The sequence below is a fragment of the Sphingomonas sp. HMP6 genome (assembly GCF_013374095.1).
GTDB lineage: Bacteria > Pseudomonadota > Alphaproteobacteria > Sphingomonadales > Sphingomonadaceae > Sphingomonas.
Genome location: NZ_AP022672.1, coordinates 3,258,071 through 3,274,629 on the forward strand (window position 1 = coordinate 3,258,071; position 16,559 = coordinate 3,274,629).

The window sequence follows — 16,559 nt, forward strand, 5'->3', positions numbered from 1 at the left end:
GGACTGGGCGGGCCCGGACCGATCTCGATCGAGTCTGGTTGTTTCTGGCCGAACGCGACATCGCTCTGGCTGACGGCGTCACGAGAGAAATTCAATTGCGCTGTGATCGCCTGGTGGAATTCCCGCGCATTGCGCCCACTGTGACCCGCGACATCCGGCAATGGTCTATGCCAAATATCGGCTATGTCGTGACCTATACGATCGATGGCGATCAGATCCGCATCAGGCGCGTCCACCATGCGCAAGAAGACAGGGAGAGAGCATGACCTACGAAATGATTCTGAGCGAACGGCGCGGCGACGTGCTGGTGGTGACGCTCAACCGGCCCGAGCGGCTCAATGCGGCACCCCCGCAGGCGTTCGAGGAAATCGCCCATGCCATCGCCAATCTTGACGGTGCGCGCGCCGTGTTGTTCGCGGGGTCGGGCCGGGCCTTTTGTTCGGGCGCGGATGTCGGCGGCGGCGCGCTGGGGAGCGATGATCCGGGCAACAGCACGTTCAAGGCGCTGACGCAGAGCTATAACCCGACGATGGCGGCGATCGCCGATCTCGGCGTGCCGGTGGTGAGCGCGGTGCGCGGGCCGGCCGCGGGGATCGGGTGCAGCCTCGCGCTCGCCGCCGACTTCTGCGTGGCGAGCGAAACGGCGTATTTCCTTCAGGCGTTCGTCAACATCGGCCTCGTCCCCGATGGTGGCGCAAGCTGGATGCTGCCGCGACTGATCGGCCGCGCACGCGCGAGCGAGATGATGCTGCTGGGCGAGAAGGTCCCGGCGGCGAAGGCGCTCGATTGGGGGATGATCCACAAGGTCGTGGCCGACGACGCGCTCGACGCCGAGGCATTCGCGCTGGCCGAGCGGCTGGCGGCGGGGCCGACCGTGGCGATGGGCCTGATCCGGCGGCAGGTCCGCACCGCGTATGAGAACGATTACAGCTCGGCGATGCTGCAAGAGGCGGAGAACCAACGCGCGGCGCGCGGCACGGCGGATTCGATGGAGGGCGGGATCGCGTTCCTGCAGAAGCGCAAGGCGGCGTTCCGGGGGGCGTAAGCCCCTGCACCGCCCCGGCGCCGGGGGTGATTGTCAACCGATGCGCGTCGTTACATAGACCTTCGCAACTGGGCCCCGGCCTTCGTCGGGGTGGAGCGGTATAGTGGCTGAGAACAAACCAACCCTCGAAGACTGGCAAGCGCTCGCCGCGAAAGAGGTGAAGGGCCGCGACCTGACTTGGGCGACCCCCGAGGGGATCAACGTGAAGCCGCTCTACACTGCGGCCGATGTCGAGGGGATCGATCCCGGCCTGCCCGGTTTCGCGCCGTTCACGCGCGGGGTGCGGGCGTCGATGTATGCGGGGCGGCCGTGGACGATCCGGCAATATGCGGGTTTCTCGACCGCCGAGGCCTCGAACGCTTTCTACCGCCGCAATCTGGCGGCGGGGCAGAAGGGACTATCGGTCGCGTTCGATCTGGCGACGCACCGCGGCTATGACAGCGACCATCCGCGCGTGACCGGCGATGTCGGCAAGGCGGGCGTCGCGATCGACACGATCGACGACATGAAGATCCTGTTCGACGGCATTCCGCTCGACAAGATGTCGGTCAGCATGACGATGAACGGCGCGGTGATCCCGATCCTCGCTTTCTTCATCGTCGCGGGCGAGGAGCAGGGCGTGCCGCAACACCTGCTCGACGGGACCATCCAGAACGACATCCTCAAGGAGTTCATGGTCCGCAACACGTATATCTATCCGCCCGAGCCGAGCATGCGGATCATCGCGGACATCATCGCCTACACCTCGGCCAATATGCCGAAGTTCAACAGCATCTCGATTTCCGGCTATCACATGCAGGAGGCCGGTGCGACGCAGCTGCAGGAGCTGGCGTTCACGATCGCCGACGGGCGCGAGTACGCCAAGGCGGCGATGGCGAGCGGGCTCGATCTCGATGCGTTTGCCGGGCGGCTATCCTTCTTCTTCGCGATCGGCATGAATTTCTTCATGGAAATCGCCAAGCTGCGGGCGGCACGCAAATTGTGGCACCGCGTGATGACCGATCTTGGCGCGAAGGACGAGCGCAGCAAGATGCTGCGCACGCATTGCCAGACGTCGGGCGTGTCGCTGACCGAGCAGGACCCGTATAACAATGTGATCCGCACCACCGTGGAGGCGATGGCGGCGATGCTGGGGGGCACGCAGAGCCTCCACACCAATGCGCTCGACGAAGCGATCGCGCTGCCGACCGACTTTTCGGCACGGATCGCGCGCAACACGCAGATCGTGCTGCAGGAAGAGACGGGGATGACCAGGGTCGTCGATCCCCTGGGTGGATCCTATTACATCGAGGCGCTGACCGAGGAACTGGTCGACAAGGCGTGGGAGATCATCGAGCGGGTCGAGGCCGATGGCGGCATGGCCAAGGCGGTCGCCAATGGCTGGCCCAAGGCGATGATCGAGGAAGCCGCCGCCGCGCAGGCCGCGCGCGTCGACAAGGGCGAGCAGGTCATCGTCGGCGTCAACAAATACAAGCTTGCCGAGCAGGATGCGATCGACATTCTCGATGTGGATAACGTGGCGGTGCGCGAATCGCAGATCGCGCGGATCGCGCGATCGAAGGCTGGGCGCGATGAGGCGAAATGCGTCGCAGCGCTCGATGCGTTGCGGGAGGGCGCTCGCCAGTCGCCATCCGCTCGCCCTGAGCCTGTCGGAGGGCACCGCGCCGAAGGCGATACCGCGGATGGGGCAACGGGGCTTCGACAAGCTCAGCCCGAACCGAATTTTGGACACAACCTCCTCGCGCTCGCGGTGGAGTGCGCGCGGCAACGCGCCACGCTTGGCGAAATCTCCAGCGCGATGGAGGATGTGTTCGGGCGCTACGACACCGTGCCGACGCCAGTATCGGGCATTTACGGCGGCGCGCATGAATTCGACGCCGCGTGGCAGGGGCTGAAGGAAGGCGTCGTCTCGTTGGAAACGCGCAACGGTCGCAAGCCCCGGATGCTCGTCGCCAAAATGGGGCAGGATGGCCATGATCGCGGCGCGAATCTCGTATCCTCGGCGTTCGGCGATCTTGGATTCGAGGTCGTGCCGGGGCCGCTGTTTCAGACGCCGTCGGAAGCCGCCGCACTGGCGATCGCGCGCGATGTCGACGTGGTCGGCGCCTCCAGCCTAGCGGCGGGACACAAGACGCTGATACCCGAGCTGATCGGCCACCTGCGCGAGGCCGGGCGGAGCGACATCAAGGTGATCGCGGGCGGCGTCATCCCCGCGCAGGATTACCAATATCTCCGCGATGCGGGCGTGCAGGGGATTTTCGGACCCGGCACCAATCTGGTCGAGGCAGCGGGCGAGGTGCTGCGCTTGCTCGGGCACAACATGCCGCCGGTCGAGGAAGCGGCCGAATGAGCGGCCCAAGCGCGTCGGCGGAACCCGATCCGCAGCAGGACACAGTGATTCTGCTGTACGATTATTCGAAGCATCTGCTGTCGCTCGCTTTGTTTGGGATCGGCGGGATTGTTTCGCTGACGCAGTCGCCGCAGGGGCAGAAAATCCCGGCGCTCATCGTGGCGATGATGCTGGTGATGCTCGCACTTGCCGGCCTTTGTGCGCTCAGTTGCAGCGCGGCGATTTTGCGCGCGCGTCAGCGTGACTTGGCGGTCGGGCGCGGCGCGTGGCTCAGCAGCCAGCTCGCCATGATGTTTCTGGGCACCGGTGTCGGTGGTTTTCTAATTATCTGGATCAAGGCAATTTTATGAGCGTGCGTACCGACTGGACTCGTGAAGACATCGCGGCGTTGTTCGATTTGCCCTTCGACGATCTGATGTTCGAAGCGCAGAGCGTCCACCGCGCGCATCACACGCCGGGTGAGGTGCAGCTTTGCACTTTGCTGTCGATCAAGACCGGCGGGTGCCCGGAGGATTGCGGTTACTGCTCGCAATCGAAGAGCGCCGACAGCGGGGTCAAGGCGACCAAGCTGATGGACGCGCGCGCCGTGCTGCAAATGGCGGCGCAGGCAAAGGACTCAGGGTCGCAGCGCTTCTGCATGGGTGCTGCCTGGCGCAACCCCAAGGACAAGGACATGCCCGCCATCGTCGAGATGGTGAAGGGTGTGCGGCAGATGGGCATGGAAACCTGCATGACGCTCGGCATGTTGACGCCCGCCCAAGCGGCGATGCTGGCCGATGCGGGGCTCGATTATTACAACCATAACATCGACACGTCGCCCGAACGCTATGACAGCGTCATCACGACGCGAACCTTTGCCGACCGGCTGGAGACGCTGGAGCATGTCCGCGAGGCTGGGATTAACGTGTGCTGCGGCGGGATCGTCGGGATGGGCGAGACGCGCGAGGATCGCGTCGGCTTCGTCCATGCGCTGGCGACCTTGCCGCGCCATCCCGAAAGCGTGCCGGTCAATGCGCTGGTGCCGGTGAAGGGCACGGTGCTCGGCGACATGCTGGCGGATACGCCGCTCGCCAAGATCGACGATATCGAATTCGTCCGCACGGTGGCGGTCGCGCGGATCACGATGCCCCTGAGCATGGTGCGGTTGAGCGCGGGGCGTGAGAGCATGTCCGAGGCGACGCAGGCCTTGTGCTTCATGGCGGGGGCGAATTCGATCTTCACGGGGGATAAATTGCTGACGGCGGGCAACCGGGGGGATTCGGCGGATGCGGCGATGTTCGAACGGCTGGGCCTGCGGCCGATGACCGGGGCGGAGCCGATGCGGGTCGCGGCCGCGTGATTTCAGCCACCCTCACCCGTCACCCCGGACGTGTTCCGGGGTCTACCTCTCCACTTGCGGGCGGCCCATTTGCTGCACGATGGACCCCGGAACGAGTCCGGGGTGACGGGGGGAGGCTGGGGCAGTGAGAGCCCCGCTGGCCATGATCTGCGCATTGATGCTTGCAGGCGCTCTCTTTCTGGGGATTGTGAGCCCGGCGGCGCTTAATAACTTCGCTGACTTTCACGCGGAAATGGTCAAGGCAACTCTGCTCTCGGCCCTGTGTCTCGCACTTACGTTCTTTGTGTTTCGCTGGCTGTTCGGCCGCTTGGGGCTTCACTAAATGTTCAAAAAAATCCTCGTCGCCAACCGTGGCGAAATCGCTTGCCGCGTTATGCGCACCGCCAAGAAGATGGGCATCGCTACGGTCGCGGTCTATTCCGACGCCGATGCGCGTTCGCCGCATGTCCTGATGGCGGATGAGGCGGTGCGGCTCGGGCCGCCGCCGGCGGGGGAGAGCTATCTGCTCGCCGATCTGATCCTGGCTGCCGCCAAATCGACCGGCGCGGATTGCATCCATCCCGGTTACGGTTTCCTGTCCGAGCGTGAGAGCTTCGCCAAGGCGTGCGCCGAGGCGGGGATCGCGTTTGTCGGGCCGCCGCCGAACGCGATTGCGGCGATGGGCGACAAGATCGAGTCGAAGAAGCTCGCCAAGGCGGCGGGGGTCAATGTCGTCCCAGGTTTCCTCGGTGAGATCGACAGCACCGATCATGCGGTCGAGATTGCCTCGGGCATCGGTTACCCGGTGATGATGAAAGCCTCGGCCGGCGGCGGCGGCAAGGGGATGCGGCTGGCCTATTCCGAGCAGGACGTGCGCGAGGGCTTCGAGGCGACCAAGCGCGAGGGGCTGGCGTCGTTCGGCGACGACCGCGTGTTCATCGAGAAGTTCATCGAAAGCCCGCGTCACATCGAAATCCAGGTGATGGGCGATCAACTCGGAAATATCGTCTATCTCGGCGAGCGCGAATGCTCGATCCAGCGGCGGCACCAGAAAGTGGTGGAAGAGGCCCCGTCGCCGTTCGTGACGCCGAAGATGCGCAAGGCGATGGGCGAGCAAGCGGTCGCGCTGGCGCGCGCGGTCGGTTATTATTCGGCGGGGACGGTCGAGCTGATCGTATCGGGCGCGGATACGACCGGCGAGGGCTTCTACTTCCTCGAAATGAATACGCGGCTGCAGGTCGAGCATCCGGTGACCGAAGCGATCACCGGGCTCGATCTGGTCGAGTTGATGATCCGTGTGGCGAATGGCGAGCCGCTGGGCTTTACGCAGGACGACGTGACGCTGACCGGCTGGGCGGTGGAAAACCGCGTCTATGCCGAGGATCCGTATCGCGGGTTCCTGCCGAGCATCGGGCGGCTGGTGCGGTATAATCCGCCGGAGTCGAGCGAGACTCCTTACAAATCCCCCTCCCGCTTGCGGGAGGGGCTAGGGGAGGGGCTGTCAACTGAAGCCGTTCGTTCCAGACATGCCCTCCCCCAGCCCCTCCCGCAGGCGGGAGGGGAGCAAGAAGGCGAAATCTACACCCGCGTTGACGACGGCGTGCGCGAGGGCGGCGAGGTGTCGATGTTCTACGACCCGATGATCGCCAAACTCGTCACCTGGGCGCCGACGCGCATCGAGGCGATCGATGCGCAGATCGACGCGCTCGACCGGTTCGAGATCGTGGGGCCGGGCAACAACATCGATTTCCTCTCCGCGCTGATGCAGCACCCGCGCTTCCGCTCGGGCAACATCACTACGGGCTTCATCGCCGAGGAATATCCCGAGGGTTTCCACGGCGCACCGCCATCGCCCGCGCTGGTCGAGGCGCTCGCTGCGATCGCCGCCTTTGCCGCCACCGCCGAGGCCGACCGCGCACGCCGCACCGACGGGCAACTCGGCAAGCGGCTACGGCCGCCGTCGGAATGGTCGGTCAAGATCGGCGGGAGCGAACACCTCGTCGCGATCTCGACGCGCGGCATCACGGTCGATGATGCCGACCTCGACATTGCGCCCGAATATACGCCGGGCGACCGGGTGGTGGAGGCGGAGCTCGACGACGCGCCGCTGACCGTCCGCATCGCGCGCACCCGTACTGGCTTCAAGCTCACGACACGCGGCGCGACGCATGTCGCGCGCGTCCTCCCTGCGCATGTCGCGCCGTACGCGCAGCATCTGATCGAGAAAGTGCCGCCCGATCTGTCGCGCTTCCTGCTGTGCCCGATGCCAGGGTTGTTGATGCGGCTGGATGTCGGCGCGGGCGACAAGGTCGAGGCGGGGCAGCCGCTTGCCGTGGTCGAGGCGATGAAGATGGAAAACATCCTGCGCGCCGAAAAAGCGGGGACGGTGAAGTCGGTCAATGCGGCGCCGGGGGACAGCCTCGCGGTCGATGCGGTCATTCTGGAGATGGAATAGTCACGGCCCGCGACATTTTACGACAATGTTTCGGTGGACCGCGCGCGGAGGGTTGGCCACAGCAATAGAATGTTACGCATCCGCTCCATCTTCATGCTGCTTGCCGGTGCGCTGCCGATCGCGGCGTGCACGGTCGGGCCGGACTATCGCGCGGCCGCACCCGCCACGCTCGGCGTGCCCGACGGCTATTCGGTTGCGGCCGATGCGCGGGCCCAGGCAAACCTGACGCGGTGGTGGACGAGCTTCGACGATCCGTTGCTCGCCAGCATCGTCGAGCGCGCGCGGGCGAACAATCTCGATATCGCCCAAGCCGTCGCGCGGCTGCGGCAAGCGCGCGAATCGCTGATCCAGTCGCGCGCGCAATCGTTGCCCTCGGTGGGCGGCTCGACCGGTTATACCCGCTCGCAAAGCCTCGTCGGCGGTGTGACGACCTTGCCGGGCGGGGCGACGGTGGTGACCGGGCGCGGATCGGGCGATACGCTGTCGGTCGGGCTCGACGTGCAATATCAGGTCGGCCTGTTCGGCGAAGTCCGCCGCACGGTCGAGGCGAGCCGCGCGCAATTCGCCGCCTCGGGCTATGACTACGCGACGGTCGTGCTGTCGACCCAGGCCGAGGCGGCGCGCAATTACATGCTCGCGCGGCTGTATCAGGCGCAACTTGCCAATGCGCAGAATTCGCTTGGGCTGCAGGACGACAATCTCGAGATTGCGGGCTTCCGTGTGCAGGCTGGGCTCGTCTCCTCGCTCGATGCCGAACAGGCGCGCTCGCAGCGCGCGAGCACGGCGGCGACGATCCCGACGATCGAGCAGAATTACAATGCCGCGGTCGCGCGTCTGGGCGTGCTGACCGGGCAAGCGCCGGGCGCGCTGAAGGCCGAGATGGCGGCGGTGAAGGCGATTCCGACCGGCCCCGATGCGATCGCGGTCGGCGTGCCGATCGACACGCTGCGCCAGCGGCCCGACGTGCGCTCGGCCGAGCGCAGCCTTGCCGCCGCAACCGCGCAGATCGGCGTGGCCAAGGCGCAGCTTTATCCAGCGCTGGCGATCAGCGGCAGTCTATCGACCGACGCCTCCAAGATCGGCAATCTGTTTCAAACAATCGCGGGACAGGTGTTCGCCGGGCTGACCCAGACGATTTTCAACGGCGGGCGACTGCGCTCTGCGGTACGCGGGCAGGAAGCCGTGGCCGATGGGGCCTTTGCCGCCTATAAATCGACGGTGCTCACGGGGCTTGAGGATGTCGAAAATGCGCTCGTCGCGCTCGACAGTGCAAAGCGCCGCGCGGCGCAATTCACTATCGCGCTGGATGCGGCCAACAACACCGCAATTCTGTCGCGCAGCCAATATCGCGCCGGGCTCACCGACTTCACCACGCTCAACACCGCCGAGAGCAGTTTGTTGACGGCGCGCAACGGGCTTGCTCAAGCGCAGGCCGACCGCGCCAATGCGCTGGTGCAGCTCTATCTCGCGCTCGGCGGCGGCTGGGACAGCGCCGCCGATCCGACCGCTCTCGTCACGCAGGAACGCTAAATGGCCGATCCCGTTCGCACCGATCTCAACGACTTCCTTGGCGAAAAGCCGGTGCCGGTGTGGCGGAAGTGGGCGAAATGGGCCGGCGTCGCGGTCGGCGTCGTGCTGCTGCTGGTGCTGCTCAAGAGCTGTTTTGGGGGCGCAGAGAAGCCGGAATATTCTAGCGAGGCGGTCACGCGCGGATCGTTGTCGGTCAGCGTCTCGGCGACGGGCAAGCTCGCGCCGACTAATCAGGTTCAGGTCGGTTCGGAACTGTCGGGCCTGGTCATGAAGGTGGTCGTCGACGTCAACGACCGCGTGACCAAGGGCCAGCCGCTCGCGCTGATCGATCCGTCGCGCTTCCAGGACACGGTGAACCAAAGCCAGGCCGCGCTGAACGCGGCAGTGGCGACGGTCGCGCAAAATCAGGCGACACTGGCGCAATCCTCGGCGCAGCTCGCGCGCTTGCAGGAGGTGAGCCGCCTGTCGGGTGGGCGGGTGCCGGCCAAGACCGAGCTCGAACAGGCCATCGCCGATCGCGACCGGGCGATCGCCAATCTGCGCGCGGCGCAAGCGAACGTCGCCTCGGCGCGCGCGACGCTGTCGTCGAACCAGACGCAGTTGGTGCGCGCCGTCATTCGCTCGCCTGTCAACGGCGTCGTGCTCGCGCGGCAGATCGAACCGGGCGCGACCGTGGCGGCGAGCTTCAACACCCCGACGCTGTTCGTCATCGCCGAGGATCTGTCGACGATGAAGCTGGAGGTCGCGATCGACGAAGCCGATGTCGGATCGGTCAAGGAAGGCCAGCCTGCGACCTTCACCGTCGATGCGTTCCCGGGCAAGATCTTCCCGGCGTCGATCACGCGCGTCGATCTTGGTTCGAACCTCAGCGCGCAGACCACGACGACGACAACCACCACGGGACAAGTCGTGTCCTATGCCGCGACGCTCAGCGTCAACAATGCCGATTTGCAATTGCGGCCCGGCATGACCGCGACCGCCGACATCACGACATCGGCCAAGACCAACGTGCTGCTCGTCCCCAATGCGGCGCTCCGTTTCAAACCGAGCGGTGAGGCGAAGTCCGGCGGCGGGATTGCTGTGGCGATCGGGCCGCCGCGCGTGCGCCGTGGTGCCGCCGCTGCCGACAAGGGTGTGAACGTCAAGCGCGGCGGCACGCAGACGGTGTATGTCGCCAATGCGGAAGGCACGCCAAAACCGGTCGACATCACCACCGGCGAAACGAACGGCGCGATGACCGAAGTGATCGGCGGTACGCTGAAGCCTGGCGACAAGGTCATCACCGGCGAGCTCGCCAAGGGCGCGAGTGCCAGCGCCGGGTCGGGCGGCGGCCGGCAGCGGTCGGGCGGGGCAGGCGGCGGTGGCCAGTAACGCTCGCCTGGCCAGCGCGTCCGCCGCGCCTGCGACCGAGGCGGTCTCTGGGGCGATCCCCGGGGCGATCATCTCGCTGCGCGGGGTGACCAAGACCTATGGCGACGGCGCGACCGCGTTTCTGGCGTTGAAGGGCATCGACCTCGACATTGCCGAACGCGACTTCGTTGCCGTGATGGGACCGAGCGGATCGGGCAAATCGACCGCGATGAACATTCTCGGTTGCCTCGACGTGCCGTCGGGGGGCACCTTCGCGTTCAAGGGCGTCCATGTCGAAACGCTCAATCGTGACCAGCGCGCGTTGCTCCGCCGCAAATATCTCGGCTTCGTGTTCCAGGGGTTCAATTTGCTCGCGCGCACCACCGCGCTCGAAAATGTCGAGCTGCCGTTGCTGTATCGCGGCGATGCCAAGAAGGAGCGGCGCGCAGCGGCGATGGCGGCGCTCGACAAGGTCGGGCTCGCTGACTGGTGGGATCATACCCCGGCCGAATTGTCGGGCGGGCAGCAGCAGCGCGTCGCGATTGCGCGCGCGATCGTGACGTCGCCCGCCGTGTTGCTGGCGGATGAGCCGACCGGCAACCTCGATTCGGAACGCTCGGTCGAAATCATGGAATTGCTCGGCGGCCTCAACCGCGACAGTGGCATCACCGTGATCATGGTAACGCACGAGCCCGATATGGCGGCGTTCGCGCGGACGATCGTGCACTTTAAGGATGGGCTGGTCGAGCGGATCGACGCGCAACATGCCGTCGGCCAAGCCCCGGAGCAATTGTAATGCTCGGCACCACCTTCCTGCTCGCACTACGTTCGATCGCCCGCCACAAACTGCGCTCGATCCTGACCGCGCTCGGCATCATCATCGGGGTGGCCGCGGTCGTGTCGATGGTGACGCTGGGCAAGGCGACGACGGCGGCGGTGCAGCAATCGATCGCGTCGCTTGGCACCAACATTCTGCAGATCCGCCCCGGCCAGGGCTTCGGCCGTGGCGGCGGCGGCCCGCGCCCGCCCGATTTCAAACCCGCCGATGTCGATGCGATCGCGCGGCAAATCGCCGGTGTCACCGCGGTCGCGGCGCAGGCGCAGGCGACCGCCACCGCGATCTATGAAGGCGCGAACTGGTCGACCACGATCAACGGCACGACGAACGGCTATTTCGACGTGCAGCCCTGGCCGCTGACGAGCGGGCGGGCCTTTACGCCGATTGAGGAAGCATCGGGCAAATCGGTCTGCATCATCGGCAATACCGTATCGAAAAACCTGTATCACGGCGCGCCGCCGGTCGGCACGCGGATGCGGATCGGCGCGATCAGTTGCGACGTGATCGGTGTGCTCAGCACGCGTGGCCAATCGGGCTTTGGCGGCGATCAGGACGATGTCGTGATTATGCCGATCAAGGCGGTGCAACGCCGCTTCACCGGCAATCGCGACATCCGCCTGATCCTGGTCGGCGTCGATAAGGCGTTCGCGAGCAGCACGGTGCAGGACTCGATCGAGAATCTGCTGCGCGAACGGCGCAACATCACGACGGGCAAGGATGACGATTTCTTCGTCTTCGATACCAAGCAGATCAACGACACTCTGACGGGCGCGACCACAGCGCTCACCAGCATCGTCACGGCGGTTGCCGCGATCAGCCTGATCGTCGGCGGGATCGGGATCATGAACATCATGCTCGTCTCGGTGACTGAACGCACGCGCGAGATTGGCATCCGGCTCGCGATCGGGGCGGTGGCGAACGAGGTGTTATTGCAATTCCTGGTCGAGGCGATTGCGCTGTCGATGCTCGGCGGGCTGCTCGGGCTGGTGCTGGCCCAAGGCGTGATCCTGGCGCTCGTGCCGGTGCTGAAGGTGACATATTTGTTCGATTTGCAGATCAACCTGATCGCCTTTGCGATTTCGGCGCTGATCGGCGTGGTGTTCGGCTTCTTCCCGGCCCGCCGCGCAGCCTCGCTCAACCCGATCGACGCGCTAAGGCACGAATAGCGCGCGAAGGCCGCGCGCAGCGCAATCACCCTCCTTCTCTTCGCGCCTTTTCTTCTTCTTCGCGCCTTCGCGTGAACCCCTTCTTCTTTTCGTCGGAAGAAGCAAAAAAGTTTCACGCGAAGGCGCGAAGAGAAGGAAAGGACGCGAAGAAGGACTTTGCCCGCTTGCGCGGGAAGGGGCTGGCATGCAGACGCGTGCCATGACCAGCTGGAAACTGAGCCTGCCCTGCACCCGCGCCGAGGCGGAGGCGATCGATGCGTCGGACGATATCGCCGAGGGCATGGTGCTGATGACCACCGAGATCGAGGAGGATGATCGCGAGCATTGGCGGCTCGATGCGTATCTTGAGGCCGAACCCTCGCCCGCGACGATTGCCGCGTTGCTCGGCCTGGTGCCGAGCGCTGGCGCTGCTGCGCCGGTGATCGAACGCCTCGACGATGCCGATTGGGTGACGATGAGCCAGCAGGGGCTTGAGCCGATCGCCGAGGGGCGCTTCGTCGTCCACACATCGGCGCATCCGGCCGAAGTGCCTGAAGGCGGCCGCGCGTTCCTGATCGAGGCAGGGCAGGCGTTCGGAACCGGGCACCACGCGACCACCTCGGGCTGTCTCGCGATGCTTGATGCGCTGTCCGGGCAGCATTTCGACAGCATCATCGATGTGGGCACGGGCACCGGTCTGCTCGCCTTTGCTGCGCGCCATTTGTGGCCTGAGGCAGTGGTGATCGCGACCGACATCGATCCGCGCGCGATCGTCGTGACCGCCGAGAATGCCGCTTTGAACGCAATCGAGCGAGTCGATCTGATCGTCGCCGACGGTGCGCTCGATGATCGGATCACCGCGCGCGCGCCCTATGATCTGCTGATCGCCAACATCCTCGCCGGGCCGCTCGTCTCGATGGCCCCGGAAATCGCCGCGATCGCTGCGCCGGGGGCGACGATCGTGCTGGCCGGGTTATTGGAGACGCAGCGCGCCGATGTTCTCGCGGCGTTCGCCTGCTGCGGCTGTGCGGTGGAAGACGTCGACCGGCGCGGCGACTGGTCGATCCTGCGGCTGACCGCGGGCGCGGCGCGCTATGTCCCGACCAAGCCGATCGACCCGAAGGGCCGCGACGGGTGGGCGCTGGATTTGTAACCGACGCGCCGGTTCAGGACGCTGGTTGCCAGCCTTCGACTTCCGCCCGGAGCGATGCCACGAAAGAATCGTACACGACCTTCCCGCGGGCAAGCCCCAATTGTCCCCGCCCGCGATCATCAATCGGCAATTCACCGCGTACGCCAAGGCCGTCGCGCAGAAATTCGCGATCATCATATTGGTTCTTGAACGATTGCAGGAAGTTTCTGCATTCCGACGCAATATCGGCGCGCTGATCAAAATCGAGTTCGGCAATTGCCGCGTCGAGCTCGGCCCGCAGCGCCTTCATATTGCCAAAGACGTGATCGGGCACGCGTTGCGACAAGAATGCCTGCAAATTGGGCCATGCCTCTTCGGCCCGAGCCCAGCGTTCACGCTCGGCCCTGCTCATGTGACCTTCCCCAGGGCATAAGCCTGCGTTCCCAGCGTCAGCACTTGATCCTCCGGCAGCACTGTCGCGACCGGCACGTCCGGCAAACCCGCCAACTCCTCATACAACGGCGCGAAATCGGTCTCGACCGTCAGCCGCAGCAGTTCATCGAAGCTCGGGATGACGAAATAATTCTGCTGGAAATCATCGATCCGGTACTCGGTCCGCATCACGCGGTTCAAGTCGAAGGCGATGCGGTTGGGGCTGGGGTCGTCCAAAGCAAAGCGGCTTTCGGCGAAGCTCGACACGATGCCCGAGCCGTAGATGCGCAAACCTTCCGGCTCGGCGATCAGGCCGAATTCGACCGTGTACCAATAGAGCCGACCGAGATATTTGAGCGCATCCAGCCCCAGCGCCCGCTGTCCGCCACGCCCGTAGGCCGCGAGATAATCGGCGAACACCGGGTCGGCGAGCATCGGGACATGGCCGAACACGTCGTGGAACACGTCGGGTTCCTGCAGATAATCGAGCTGATCGGGCCGGCGGATGAAATTGCCCGCGACGAAGCGGCGGTTGGCCATGTGATCGAAGAACACGTCGTCGGGGACCAGCCCGTGGACCGCGACGACTTGCCAGCCGGTGAGCTGCATCAACCGCTCCGACAATTCTTCGAAATCGGGGATGCCGGGCTTGCTAAGCTTGAGCACGTCGAGCCCGCGCAGATAGGCGTTGGAGGCGCGACCAGGCAGCAATTTCGCCTGCCGTTCGAACAAAGTGTCCCACACGCGGTGTTCCTCGGGCGTGAAATGCGCCCAATCCTGCGGGATCGTCCAATCGGCGGACGCACCCTCGGGCGGGCGGTCCAGAACATGCGTATCGTCAGTCATGCGCTTAGCCTATCATAGCGGTGCTGCAGCAGGAACCAGGTTACCGATGAAACCACCGTCGAAACGATTATGGGCGCTGGAAGTGCCGCGTGGGGCTTTCGGTCTGGCATCGCTCGCCTTTGCGGGAGCAACACTGGCGCAGGGGCCGCGCGGCGACGGGCGACCGGTGCTGCTGCTGCCCGGTCTCTTCAATGGCGACCGGTCGAACATGTTCCTGCGGCGCTATCTCGTTTCGCTCGGCTACCGCGCCGAGGGGTGGGGACTTGGGCGTAATTTCGGTGCGCGGGCGATCGGGGCGGAGGGCGATCGGCTGATCGACCGTGTTCGTGCGCTCCACGACGAAACGGGCGAGCGCGTGACGCTGGTCGGAGTCAGCCTCGGCGGGATCATGGCACGCTTCGTGGCGCATCAGGCGCCTGATCTGGTGCGCGAGGTGATCACAATCAGCTCACCGTTCGCTGGCAGCCCGCGCGCGACCAATGTGTGGCGCGCGTTCGAGGCGCTGACCGGTGAACGGATCGACGCGCCCGAGGTGATCGCGCGCTCGGCGCTGATCGCGCAGCCGCTGCCGGTGCCGACCAGCGCGATCTGGAGCCGCAGCGACGGGCTGGTCAACGGGATGATCTGCCACGATGGCGATGGCCGCGCGGTCGAAGTGCGCAGCAGCCATCTCGGGGTACAGGTGCGCCCTCAGGTCTTGCTCGCGGTGGCGCAGGTGTTGGGGGGCGTCGCCTGACCGCCTATTCGTGCGCGATATACCCAGTGTATCGGTCGCAATCGTCGCGCTTGTGCTTGCGGCAGTCCTTTTCCCAGCGCTTGCGTTCGGCGCCCTCGCGTTCCTCGGCCTTGCGCATCTTCTTGCCATAGTTGCGGTCGGCCTCGGACTGGCTCGTCGTGCTCCAATCGACCGCCTTGCCCACGGCTTTTACCGGCAGCGTCACGACATCGACCGCCGCCTTGGCGAGGCAGCCGCCGCTCAGCACGGGCAACAGCAACACGGTCGCGAGCAGGGCTTTGCGGATCATTGCGGCGCTTTCGCTTTCGCACGCCATGTGGCGCGCGCTTCCACCCCTATATAGGCGAAGTCGGTGAAGACGCCATCGACGCCGAGATCGAGAAACCGCGCAATCTCCTCCGTCAGTCGCCCGTGCGCGGCGGGGTCGGTCCCGGTGCGCAGGCTCGGCGGCAGGAACATGTTCTCCGCGCGGAAAGTCCATGGATGGAGCCGCAGGCCGACCGCGTGCGCGTCCGCGACCAGCGTGCCAGGGGCAGCGTCGCCCTTCTGGATCATGTCCTTGTTGGGGCCGATGCCGTAAGCATACGCCGCGACCGCCTTCAGGCCCGCAGGCGTTGCCATAGCAGCATAGCTTGGCGCGGCCCCGTCGGGGGGAGCGCCGTTTCCGTCCATCAACTGGATCAGGCGCAGGCCCGTCATCGTGTGCAGCCGCTTGAGATTGTCGACTTCGAACGACTGGATGAACACCGGGTCACCGGGCTTGCTCCACCCCGCCGCCTTCAACTGCGCGACCAGCCGGGCCTCCATCGGATGGCCGATGCCGGCGAAATAGCTCGGATGCTTGGTCTCGGGATAGATGCCGACCACCCGCCCGCCTTTGCTGTGCTTCTTGGCGAGCGCGATCACTTCGGCAAGCGTCGGCACTTCGAATTGCCCGTCATATTTGGCATTGTCGGGCCGCAGCTTCGGCAGGCGTTCGACCGCGCGCAGCGTCTTCAATTCGGCGAGCGTGAAATCCTCGGTGAACCAGCCGACATGGTTTTCGCCATCGATCACCTTCTCGGTCTTGCGCGCGGCGAATTCGGGATGGCGGGCGACGTCGGTGGTGCCGGTGATGTCATTTTCGTGGCGGCATACGAACACATCGTCCTTGGTCAGCACCAGATCGGGTTCGATGAAGTCCGCACCCTGTTCGATCGCCAACGTATAAGACGCGATCGTGTGTTCGGGCCGCAGCCCGCTCGCGCCGCGATGCGCGATCACAATTGGGGAAGTAAGCGCTTGTGACATCGGGACAGTCTGCGCCGATGCGGCAGCCGACGCCAGCGCCGCGAGCGCCCCGACGACATTTCGCTTGCGAAAGGACTGCGTAAAAAGTCTCA

Annotated in this window: 16 protein-coding genes; 12 read left to right on the top strand and 4 right to left on the bottom strand. The window is 65.3% G+C overall.

All coding sequences use genetic code 11. The features are described 5' to 3' along the window. Window positions 1-38 precede the first annotated feature (38 nt). From HMP06_RS15960 to HMP06_RS16010, 11 genes are all read left to right on the top strand, one after another. Window positions 39-266 carry a type II toxin-antitoxin system RelE/ParE family toxin gene (locus HMP06_RS15960; protein WP_232089743.1) on the top strand — a complete coding sequence of 76 codons (228 nt, stop codon included), beginning with the start codon at window positions 39-41 and terminating at the stop codon, window positions 264-266. Continuing rightward, window positions 263-1,045, top strand: coding sequence for an enoyl-CoA hydratase-related protein (locus HMP06_RS15965; RefSeq protein WP_176497965.1), 783 nt, complete (start codon window positions 263-265; stop codon window positions 1,043-1,045). The genes HMP06_RS15960 and HMP06_RS15965 overlap by 4 nt, the downstream gene beginning before the upstream one ends. 103 nt (window positions 1,046-1,148) lie before the next feature. Further along, window positions 1,149-3,395: a methylmalonyl-CoA mutase gene (scpA, locus tag HMP06_RS15970; RefSeq protein ID WP_176497966.1), complete on the top strand. Its 2,247-nt coding sequence runs from the start codon at window positions 1,149-1,151 to the stop codon at window positions 3,393-3,395. Beyond that, window positions 3,392-3,745, top strand: a complete 354-nt coding sequence (locus HMP06_RS15975) for a hypothetical protein (RefSeq protein WP_176497967.1) — start codon at window positions 3,392-3,394, stop codon at window positions 3,743-3,745. The genes scpA and HMP06_RS15975 overlap by 4 nt, the downstream gene beginning before the upstream one ends. Next, window positions 3,742-4,734, top strand: coding sequence for a biotin synthase BioB (gene bioB / locus HMP06_RS15980; protein ID WP_176497968.1), 993 nt, complete (start codon window positions 3,742-3,744; stop codon window positions 4,732-4,734). The genes HMP06_RS15975 and bioB overlap by 4 nt, the downstream gene beginning before the upstream one ends. Window positions 4,735-5,056: 322 nt before the next feature. Continuing rightward, on the top strand, window positions 5,057-7,168 hold the full coding sequence (locus HMP06_RS15985) for an acetyl-CoA carboxylase biotin carboxylase subunit (protein ID WP_176497969.1): 2,112 nt from the start codon (window positions 5,057-5,059) through the stop codon (window positions 7,166-7,168). A gap of 69 nt (window positions 7,169-7,237) precedes the next feature. After that, window positions 7,238-8,698: an efflux transporter outer membrane subunit gene (locus tag HMP06_RS15990; RefSeq protein WP_176497970.1), complete on the top strand. Its 1,461-nt coding sequence runs from the start codon at window positions 7,238-7,240 to the stop codon at window positions 8,696-8,698. Then, window positions 8,699-10,069 carry an efflux RND transporter periplasmic adaptor subunit gene (locus HMP06_RS15995; RefSeq protein ID WP_176497971.1) on the top strand — a complete coding sequence of 457 codons (1,371 nt, stop codon included), beginning with the start codon at window positions 8,699-8,701 and terminating at the stop codon, window positions 10,067-10,069. Between the two features lie 55 nt (window positions 10,070-10,124). Next, window positions 10,125-10,844 carry an ABC transporter ATP-binding protein gene (locus HMP06_RS16000; RefSeq protein ID WP_232089984.1) on the top strand — a complete coding sequence of 240 codons (720 nt, stop codon included), beginning with the start codon at window positions 10,125-10,127 and terminating at the stop codon, window positions 10,842-10,844. Next, the gene (locus HMP06_RS16005) at window positions 10,844-12,052 is read left to right on the top strand and encodes an ABC transporter permease (protein WP_176497973.1); all 1,209 of its coding nucleotides are present in this window, start codon (window positions 10,844-10,846) and stop codon (window positions 12,050-12,052) included. The genes HMP06_RS16000 and HMP06_RS16005 overlap by 1 nt, the downstream gene beginning before the upstream one ends. Before the next feature lie 199 nt (window positions 12,053-12,251). Then, complete coding sequence (locus HMP06_RS16010) at window positions 12,252-13,184, top strand: 50S ribosomal protein L11 methyltransferase (RefSeq protein ID WP_176498601.1); 933 nt, start codon at window positions 12,252-12,254, stop codon at window positions 13,182-13,184. Window positions 13,185-13,197: 13 nt separating this feature from the next. On the opposite strand, the gene HMP06_RS16015 is transcribed toward HMP06_RS16010, so the two are convergent. Beyond that, window positions 13,198-13,575, bottom strand: a complete 378-nt coding sequence (locus tag HMP06_RS16015; protein WP_176497974.1) for a hypothetical protein — start codon at window positions 13,573-13,575, stop codon at window positions 13,198-13,200. Further along, window positions 13,572-14,441: a phenylalanine 4-monooxygenase gene (gene phhA, locus HMP06_RS16020; protein WP_176497975.1), complete on the bottom strand. Its 870-nt coding sequence runs from the start codon at window positions 14,439-14,441 to the stop codon at window positions 13,572-13,574. Before phhA ends, HMP06_RS16015 begins: the two co-directional genes overlap by 4 nt. Before the next feature lie 46 nt (window positions 14,442-14,487). On the opposite strand from phhA, the gene HMP06_RS16025 reads away from it, so the two are divergent. Then, window positions 14,488-15,177 carry an esterase/lipase family protein gene (locus HMP06_RS16025; RefSeq protein ID WP_176497976.1) on the top strand — a complete coding sequence of 230 codons (690 nt, stop codon included), beginning with the start codon at window positions 14,488-14,490 and terminating at the stop codon, window positions 15,175-15,177. 4 nt (window positions 15,178-15,181) lie between these two features. On the opposite strand, the gene HMP06_RS16030 is transcribed toward HMP06_RS16025, so the two are convergent. Further along, window positions 15,182-15,466: a hypothetical protein gene (locus HMP06_RS16030; protein ID WP_176497977.1), complete on the bottom strand. Its 285-nt coding sequence runs from the start codon at window positions 15,464-15,466 to the stop codon at window positions 15,182-15,184. Beyond that, window positions 15,463-16,467: a glycerophosphodiester phosphodiesterase gene (locus tag HMP06_RS16035; RefSeq protein ID WP_197940771.1), complete on the bottom strand. Its 1,005-nt coding sequence runs from the start codon at window positions 16,465-16,467 to the stop codon at window positions 15,463-15,465. Before HMP06_RS16035 ends, HMP06_RS16030 begins: the two co-directional genes overlap by 4 nt. Between the last annotated feature and the right edge of the window lie 92 nt (window positions 16,468-16,559).